9 protein-coding genes are annotated in these 7,829 nt (G+C 61.6%); 5 read left to right on the top strand and 4 right to left on the bottom strand.

Features of this window, described 5'->3' with window-relative positions:
• Positions 1-138 precede the first annotated feature (138 nt).
• On the top strand, positions 139-1,038 hold the full coding sequence (locus HYE77_RS16835) for a LysR substrate-binding domain-containing protein (protein ID WP_177069015.1): 900 nt from the start codon (positions 139-141) through the stop codon (positions 1,036-1,038).
• Between the two features lie 137 nt (positions 1,039-1,175).
• Here HYE77_RS16835 and HYE77_RS16830 read toward each other — a convergent pair whose 3' ends face one another.
• Positions 1,176-2,177: an ABC transporter substrate-binding protein gene (locus HYE77_RS16830; protein WP_008436927.1), complete on the bottom strand. Its 1,002-nt coding sequence runs from the start codon at positions 2,175-2,177 to the stop codon at positions 1,176-1,178.
• A 157-nt stretch (positions 2,178-2,334) separates the two neighbouring features.
• On the opposite strand from HYE77_RS16830, the gene HYE77_RS16825 reads away from it, so the two are divergent.
• A complete protein-coding gene (locus HYE77_RS16825; RefSeq protein WP_177069014.1) occupies positions 2,335-3,231 on the top strand; it encodes a LysR family transcriptional regulator in 897 nt (298 codons plus the stop codon).
• Here HYE77_RS16825 and HYE77_RS16820 read toward each other — a convergent pair whose 3' ends face one another.
• A complete protein-coding gene (locus HYE77_RS16820; protein WP_003207956.1) occupies positions 3,232-3,624 on the bottom strand; it encodes a RidA family protein in 393 nt (130 codons plus the stop codon).
• A gap of 148 nt (positions 3,625-3,772) precedes the next feature.
• On the opposite strand from HYE77_RS16820, the gene HYE77_RS16815 reads away from it, so the two are divergent.
• On the top strand, positions 3,773-4,204 hold the full coding sequence (locus HYE77_RS16815) for a hypothetical protein (RefSeq protein ID WP_177069013.1): 432 nt from the start codon (positions 3,773-3,775) through the stop codon (positions 4,202-4,204).
• 16 nt (positions 4,205-4,220) lie between these two features.
• On the opposite strand, the gene HYE77_RS16810 is transcribed toward HYE77_RS16815, so the two are convergent.
• Positions 4,221-4,619, bottom strand: coding sequence for a VOC family protein (locus tag HYE77_RS16810; protein WP_008436907.1), 399 nt, complete (start codon positions 4,617-4,619; stop codon positions 4,221-4,223).
• A 16-nt stretch (positions 4,620-4,635) separates the two neighbouring features.
• On the bottom strand, positions 4,636-5,379 hold the full coding sequence (locus tag HYE77_RS16805; protein WP_177069012.1) for an SDR family NAD(P)-dependent oxidoreductase: 744 nt from the start codon (positions 5,377-5,379) through the stop codon (positions 4,636-4,638).
• A gap of 139 nt (positions 5,380-5,518) precedes the next feature.
• On the opposite strand from HYE77_RS16805, the gene HYE77_RS16800 reads away from it, so the two are divergent.
• Both HYE77_RS16800 and potE read left to right on the top strand, forming a co-directional pair.
• Positions 5,519-6,415 (top strand): AraC family transcriptional regulator, encoded by an 897-nt coding sequence (locus HYE77_RS16800; RefSeq protein ID WP_174717787.1) that lies wholly within the window; start codon positions 5,519-5,521, stop codon positions 6,413-6,415.
• A 50-nt stretch (positions 6,416-6,465) separates the two neighbouring features.
• A complete protein-coding gene (potE, locus tag HYE77_RS16795) occupies positions 6,466-7,782 on the top strand; it encodes a putrescine-ornithine antiporter (RefSeq protein WP_177047504.1) in 1,317 nt (438 codons plus the stop codon).
• Positions 7,783-7,829 lie beyond the last annotated feature (47 nt).

Raw genomic sequence — 7,829 nt, 5'->3', positions numbered from 1 at the left:
ACACTAAGCATCTATTCTGTTTTTATCAAATACCAGAAATTCATATGGTTATGCCAAACGCATAAAGCGCTATAACCGCCATAAATACGGCATTTATGGCTCTTTATTTGCCATCTCACTTAGTATTTAATTCAACACATGAATAATTTAGAACAGTTAGCCAATGACCCGCCGTTGCGTGCCGTGCGCACCTTCGAAGCGTTTGCCCGCCACGGCGGAGTGAATTCCGCCGCCCGCGAGCTGGACGTGTCGCCCTCCGCCGTCAGCCATCAATTGCACCTGCTGGAAAGCTTTCTGCAGCAACCGCTGACCTTGCGCCAGGGCCGCAACCTGGTGCTCACCGAAGAAGGCCGCGAGTACTACCGCGCAATTCGCTCGGCCTTCGCCGTACTGCGCAGCGCCACCGAACACGTGCGGGAAAAAAGCGCCACACGCCAGGTCACCATCAGCCTGATCCCGCTGTTCGGCATCAACCTGTTCATCCCGCGCCTGGCACAGTTCCTCAAGGACCACCCGGCGCTGGACATCAACGTCACCTACGCCAACCACCGCAGCTACCCCAGCGACGCTGCCGATTTATCGATCCGCTTCGGCACCGGGCACTGGCCGGGGTACCACAGCGAGCCGCTGATTTCCGGGGCGGTGACGCCGTATTGCAGCCGCGCATTCCTGGAGCAACACGGGCCGATCGACACACCTGAGGCGCTGAGTGAATTACCGCTGTTGCACGACGAAGAACGCGGCACCTGGAGCCAATGGTTCCAGGCCGCCGACGTGCATCACGGGACCGCGTTGAATGGTTTGCTGCTGGAGGATGGTCAGTTGGCGCTGACGGCCACGCTGACCGGATTGGGCTGCTCACTGCTGCGCGCGCCACTGGTGGCGCCGCATGTGGCAAATGGGGAGTTGGTGAAGCTGTTTGATCTACAGGTCGATGATGGCCGCCAGTACTACCTGTGCCGGCGGGCCAACAGCGAGTTGTCGAGCGAGGGGAATCACTTGTACGACTGGATCAAGAGCAACCTGGCAGGAACCTGAAAACACCGCAGATCCAATGTGGGAGCGGGCTTGCTCGCGAATGCGGTGGTTCAGCCAGCACATGTATCGACTGACCCACCGCATTCGCGAGCAAGCCCGCTCCCACATTTTTGTGTGCGTTTCAATTCAGAATGGAGTCAGCTGCCGTTCCCGCCATGCGCCTCTTCAAAGAAGTAATCCTTCCAGCTCCCCGCCTTGTTCTTCAACACCCCCAACTCCTGCAATTTCTCGGCATAGATATAGGTACGCTGCGGCACGATGGTGAAGTCGATTTCCGGGTCCTGGACGATTTTCTCCACCAGCGCCAGCGGTAGCTTCGACTGCTCTACACGAATGTAAGCCTGGGCCGCTGCCGGCTTGTCGGCCTTGATGATTTTCTCGGCCTCGGCCAACGCGTCATAGAACGCCTTGTAGGTCTTGGGGTTCTCGTCGTGGAATTTCTCGGTGGTGTACAGCACATTGAACGTCGCCGGGCCGCCGAGAATGTCGTAGGAACTCAGCACCTTGTGCACCTTGGGATTCAACAACTCCTGATACTGGAACGGCGGGCTGGAAAAATGCGCGTTGATCTCCGAACCGCCGGCAATCAACGCGGCGGTCGCGTCCGGGTGCGCCAGGCTGATGGAGATATCGTCGAATTTCTTGTAGTTGTCGTTCCCGAACTGCTTGGCGGTTTCAATCTGCAAGGTGCGCGACTGAAAACCCACACCCGCGGCCGGTACGGCGATGCGGTCTTTTTCGCTGAAGTCCTTGAGGGTCTTCACATCCGGGTTATTGGTCAGCAGGTAGTTGGGCATCGAGCCCAGCGAGGCGATGGCCTTGACGTTCTGCTTGCCCTTGGTGCGGTCCCACAGCGTGAGCATGGGCGGCACACCCGCCGACACCACGTCCAGCGCGCCGGCCAGCAGCGACTCGTTCATCGCGGTGGCGCCGGAGATACTGTTCCACTCCACCTTGATGTCCAGGCCCTGCTCCTTGCCGTGTTTCTCGATCAGGCTCTGGTCACGAACCACGTCGAGGATCAAGTAGCCGATGCCGAATTGCTGGGCGATGCTGATCTTGCCTTCGGCGTGTGCACCAAGGCTGAGGAGCGCACTGGCTGCTGCCAGGAGCGTCAGGGTGGGTCGTTTTATTATCATGAGAACGCTGCCGCGAGGTTGAGAAGGGTTGCGAGCGTAGCGGCCCACGTACAGTGCGAAAAAGAATATCGCGATCTATGGATATACGAAAAACACTGCCCACCGGCGCTGCTATATTGCGCGCCTGTGCCTGATGTCATCCCCGGAGCCACTCTGCATGCTGCGCACCAACCTCAACGAGATGCTGATCTTCATGGCGGTGGTCGATGGCGCCAGCTTCGTCGCCGGTGGCCAGGCGATGGGCCTGACGCGCTCGGCCGCCGGCAAAGCCGTGGCGCGCCTGGAGGACAGCCTTGGTGTGCGCCTGTTGAACCGCACCACCCGCACCTTGAGCCTCACCGACGAAGGCCGCGCGCTGTATGACCAGGGTCTGGAGATCCTCGCCGCAGTGGACAACGCCCAAAGCCGCATCGGCCAGCCCACCGGGGTACCGCGCGGTTTATTGCGGCTTACGCTGCCCGATGCGTTCGGGCGCAAGGTGTTGCTGCCGTTGTTGAAGAAATACCTGCAAGCCTGGCCCGAGGTGCAGGTGGAAGTCAGCTTCAGCGACCGCATCGCCGATATCGTCGAGGACGGCTTCGACCTGGCCATCCGCATCGGCAGCGCCAACACCGACCGCCAACTGGTTTCCCGTGTGGTCGCTCGTTATCAGGCGCTGCTGTGCGCCGCACCGGACTATCTCGCCGAGCACGGCATGCCCCGGGACATGGACGCCCTCGCCCACCACGACTGCCTGTATTTCAGCAGCCGCACGCGCAAGCAAAGCTGGCGCTTTCGCGAATCGGACGGCACCTGGGTCAAGGCGTACGGGCGCAGCCGCCTGCGCCTGGACAGCGGCGAAGCACTGCGCGACGCTGCCGTGTCCGGGCTGGGCATCGCCTTGCTGCCGGACTTCGTAGTGGCCGAGGACCTGGCCGCCGGACGCCTGGCACAGGTGCTGCCCGACCTGGACGCCGGGGACGTGGAGATCCTGGCGATGTACCCGAGCAAACGCTTCCTGGAGCCTCGGGTACGGCGCTTTATCGACCTGATGGTGGATGAGCTGGCGGACTGATCAGTCGGCGTGGGCAATCACCTTGATCTCGACGATTTGTGCATCGGACGCCAGGTAATTCACGCCTACCAGGGTCGCGGCCGGGCGATGCTCACCGATGTATTCTTTCCACACATTGACCACCGCTTCAAAATCGCGCTTGGCATGCACCAGGAAGAAATCCACCGCGGCAATGTTCGAGCGGCCAACGCCGAAGCCGGCCAGCACATGGTCGAGGTTCTCCAGTGTCTGGCGGGTCTGGGCGGCGGCATCACCGTCAACGAACTCACCTTCCAGGGTGTGAGAAAACTGCCCGGCAATATAGATCGTGCCATTGACGCGGTAGCCCTGGCTGACGCTGTTGCCCTCTTCCCATGAAACGCCGTGGTTGTAGATCGTGGGTTTGCTGCTCATGTCGGTTTCCTTGGGCGATGATTTAAGGAAACTGTAACAAGGGCATTGGCGAATGGACGTCCCCACTGAGGCGACCAAAAACTACCCGCCCACGCCCTTCGGCTGGTATCGTGCCGCCCTTGAAAAAACCGCTGCGAGGAAATGGACCTTGAACACTGACGAAAAAATGACCGGGGACCTGTTCGAGGTGGATAAGCGCCTGTCACTCAAGCCCGTGGTGGACTTCAACAACTACCTGCGCAGTGCCTTCGGCGATGGCCCCTGCACCTGCATCCGCTGCGTCGCCAGCGAAGGCAACGAGGCCGGTTACGGGTTTCAGCACACCTTCGATTTCGACGGCAAAAAAACCCACCGCCGCTTCGCCTCCACCGCCGGCAGCGACGTGCTGCTGATACTGAAGAAAGCCTGGTTGTCTTACACCAAGGCCGAGCTGCCGTTGAGCGGCGCGCTGGCGCTGGACACGGTGAAGGAATTTGTCGAGCCGCAGCTGCACAAGCGCGTGGCGCCGCTGTTCCTGGCCAGTGGATTGGTCAAGGATGTGGAAGGTGAGTTGCGGATGCAGCCGCAGGCCGCGGGCTGATCATCGACGGCTACCGCTAGATGTGCTGCCAGTTCTTGTAGACAAATTCCAGGCTGTAGCCGTCGGGATCCAGCACGTTGGCCGCGTAGTAGTTCGGGTCATAGTGCAATCGTGCCCCAGGGGCTCCATTGTCGACGGCGCCCGCGTTCATCGCCGCCAGGTAAGCCGCATCGACCTCGACCCGGCTGCCGGCGACGAACCCCACATGCACCGCCCTCCCCTCGACCGCGCCCTCGCGCAACCAGAAGAAGATCCGCCCGTTCGCGCCGAACCCCTTGAGGTCCGGGTGGCCCGGCGGGCCGTCCTTGCCGTCGTAGTCGTGGCGCGTGGTGATGCCCAGCGGCGCAAGTGCAGCACGGTAGAAATCAATCGAGCGTTGTATGTCGCTGACCGACAAAAACAGATGATCCAGCATAGTTCAGCCTCGCTTTTCAGATGAGGTAACCGCCAGCGACCTCGATCGTCTGGGCATTGATCCAGCGGCCTTCGTCAGACAGCAACATGGCGATCACACGCGCCACGTCCTCTGGCTCCCCAACCCGACCAAGGGCGGTTTGTGCAGCCAGCAGCGCTTCGAACTCATCATTGAGCCCGCCGCCCAGTTCGGTGCGGATGGCTCCCGGAGAGACGGCATTCGCACGGATCTGCCGCTCGCCAAACTCCTTGGCCATGTAACGGGTGAGTACATCCAGCGCGCCCTTGAAGGCTGCGTAAGGTGCTACGCCAGCGGTGGCGACACGGGTTGTGGCACTGGTGAGGTTGACGATGCAGGCGTGGGCTTGCAGCAGCGGCAACAGGGCTTGAGTCAGGAAAAACGGCCCTTTGAGGTGCACATTCAGCAGGCCGTCGAACTGAGCCACGGTGACCGATTCCAGGGGATTGAACAGTCCATAACCGGCGTTATTCACCAGGCCATTCAACCCACTCACACCCCAGGTGGCCGATAACGCCTGCTTTACCGCCTCGCCAAAACCTTGGAAGGAACTGATGTCGGCCACGTCCAATGGCAGCGCGACCGCCTTGCCGCCCGACGATACGATTCGCTGCACAACCGCTTGGGCGGCCTCTGGATGATTGTTGTAGGTCAGGATCACGCCCATGCCTTGCCGGGCACTCAGTTCTGCGGTACTGGCACCAATGCCACGGCTGCCGCCGGTAATGAGGATAACGCCCATGTGTGGCTCCACTGCTTGCTCAAATGAGTCACCACAGTAGGCTTGCGCGCCTGCGCCGACGCAGCCGTTCCTGCTCGAAACCTGCCTGTTTCTGCTTTTTGCTTGCACAGGGCACACCTGGGCGCTCAGCATGCCCGGCATGAACACACAACTGATCGAACTGCGTACCCTGGCCGCCAAGGCTGAAAACCGCCGCACTGAAACCGGCATCCCGCGGGTGGCCATGGTCCAGGGCGCGATTCCCGAGCACATGCTGGCCGCGGTGTACGACCCGATGATCAACCTGATCCTGCAGGGCAGCAAATCCATGACGGTGGGTGATCGCACGCTACGATACGACCCGGCGACCTATTTCGTGATGTCCATCGAACTGCCCGCCGTGGGCACCGTGCACCCGGCGGTGACCGGCGAACCCTACCTGGCGGTCAGCCTGACCCTCGACCCGACGGTACTCGCGACGCTGCTGAGCGACTTGCCCAAACCTGCCGGGCGCTACGACCACGATGCGGGTTTTTCCGTGGCCGCCGTCACCCCCGAACTGATGGACGCCTGGCTGCGCATGCTGCGGCTGATGGGCAACCCTGAGGCGATCACAGCCCTCGCACCGGTATACGAGCGCGAGATCCTCTACCGCGTATTGCAAGGCCCCCACGGCTGGATGCTGCGTGAAATCGCCGCGCCGGACACCGCCATGGCCCGGGTGAGCCAGGCCATCCAGTGGATCCGCCGAGACTTCGCCGAACCGATCCGGGTCGAAGCCCTGGCACAGAAAGCCGCAATGAGCGTGTCGGCCTTTCACCGCCACTTCAAGGCCGTCACCAACCTGAGCCCGTTGCAGTACCAGAAGCGCGTGCGCCTGCTACAGGCGCGCACGCTGATGGTGGGCGGCGCCAGGAACGTCACCAGCGCCGCCTTCGAAGTCGGCTATGAAAGCGCCACTCAGTTCAGCCGCGATTACGCCCGGGTGTTCGGCCTGCCGCCGGCTCGCGATGCCGCGCGAATCCTCGGAGAAAACCGGAGCCCGAAGGCACGCTGACCACAACGTGCTAGCCTGCCATCGCACGCCACCACGACAAGGAGTTGCCGATGGCCGAGCCAAGCAAAAAGATGAGCCTGATGGGCCTGACCACCCTGGTGGCGATCAACATGATGGGCTCGGGCATCATCATGCTCCCCGCCAGCATGGCGCAGTTGGGCGCGATCTCGCTGCTGTCGTGGCTGATCACCGCCGTGGGCTCGATGGCGATCGCGTACTGCTTTGCCCAGTGCGGCCTCTTCTGCACCCGCACGGGCGGCATGTCGGCCTACACCGAAGAGGCCCACGGCAAGTCCGGGTTCTTCCTCTGTTCGTTCCTGTATTTCCTGTCGCTGATCATCGCCAACGTGGCGATTGCGATTTCGGCGGTGGGCTACCTGTCGTCCTTCATCCCGTGGCTGGGCAGCGGCCCCATCCCCTTATTCATCGGCACCCTCGGGCTGATCTGGCTGACTACCGTGGCCAACTTCGGCGGGCCGCGCCTGACCGGGCGGATCGGCGTGATCACGGTGTGGGGCGTGATCATCCCCGTGGCGGGCTTGAGCGTGATCGGCTGGTTCTATTTCAAGACGGAGGTGTTCAGCGATGCCTGGAATCCCAACCAACTGCAACTGTGGGATGCGATTGGCGCGAGTATCCCGCTGACCCTCTGGGCCTTCCTCGGCATGGAGTCCGCGGCCCAGGGCTATGACGCGGTGGAAGACCCCAAGCGCACCGTGCCGCTGGCCTGCCTGCTGGGCACCCTCGGCGCGGCACTGGTGTATGTGCTGTCGACCACAGTGATTCAGGGCATCGTGCCCAACGCTGAACTGGCCGAGTCTTCTGCGCCGTTTGCCTTGGTGTACGCGCAGATTTTCACGCCGCTGGTGGGCGACATCATCATGGCGCTGGCGGTGGTGGCGTGTATTGGTTCGCTGTTGGGCTGGCAATTCACCTTGGCGCAAACGGCCAAGATGTCGGCGGACCAGCGTCTGTTTCCGCGCTTCTTCAGCCGGGTCAGCCGCGCCCACGCGCCGGTGTTGGGGCTGATTGCCTGCGCGGCGTTGCAGAGCTTGATTGCCTTGTCGACCATCTCGCCCACAGCCAGTGCGCAGTTCGGCAAGCTGGTGAACCTGGCGGTGGTGACCAATTTGATTCCTTACGTCACTGCGCTGACTGGGCTGCTGGTGATGATGCACAAGGCGCGGGTGGCGGCGGTGGTGTATGCGCGCAATACCACGGTGTTGCTGATTGCCGTGGGGTATTCGCTGTATGCGATTTATGCGTGTGGTGAGGAGGCGGTGTTTGGTGCGACGCTGGTGTTGGCGTTTGGGTATCTGTTGTATGGTTTTTTGGCGCGGCGGTTTATCACGGCCGGTGGTGGGTGAATATCCGTTATTTTGGTGATGGCTGAGATTGGTTCCGCTCTTACAGC

The sequence above is a fragment of the Pseudomonas sp. IPO3774 genome (assembly GCF_013386835.1).
Classification (GTDB): Bacteria; Pseudomonadota; Gammaproteobacteria; order Pseudomonadales; family Pseudomonadaceae; genus Aquipseudomonas.
Note: the sequence above shows the minus strand (reverse complement) of the source record. Positions and strands in the feature narration are given on the sequence as shown.

Excerpts from the sequence above, each read along its gene's own strand:
- potE (WP_177047504.1), top strand. The coding sequence starts at position 6,466 with ATGGCCGAGCCAAGCAAAAAGATGAGCCTGATGGGCCTGACCACCCTG.
- HYE77_RS16800 (WP_174717787.1), top strand. The coding sequence starts at position 5,519 with ATGAACACACAACTGATCGAACTGCGTACCCTGGCCGCCAAGGCTGAA.
- HYE77_RS16835 (WP_177069015.1), top strand. The coding sequence starts at position 139 with ATGAATAATTTAGAACAGTTAGCCAATGACCCGCCGTTGCGTGCCGTG.
- HYE77_RS16805 (WP_177069012.1), bottom strand. The coding sequence starts at position 5,379 with ATGGGCGTTATCCTCATTACCGGCGGCAGCCGTGGCATTGGTGCCAGT.
- HYE77_RS16830 (WP_008436927.1), bottom strand. The coding sequence starts at position 2,177 with ATGATAATAAAACGACCCACCCTGACGCTCCTGGCAGCAGCCAGTGCG.
- HYE77_RS16825 (WP_177069014.1), top strand. The coding sequence starts at position 2,335 with ATGCTGCGCACCAACCTCAACGAGATGCTGATCTTCATGGCGGTGGTC.
- HYE77_RS16820 (WP_003207956.1), bottom strand. The coding sequence starts at position 3,624 with ATGAGCAGCAAACCCACGATCTACAACCACGGCGTTTCATGGGAAGAG.
- HYE77_RS16810 (WP_008436907.1), bottom strand. The coding sequence starts at position 4,619 with ATGCTGGATCATCTGTTTTTGTCGGTCAGCGACATACAACGCTCGATT.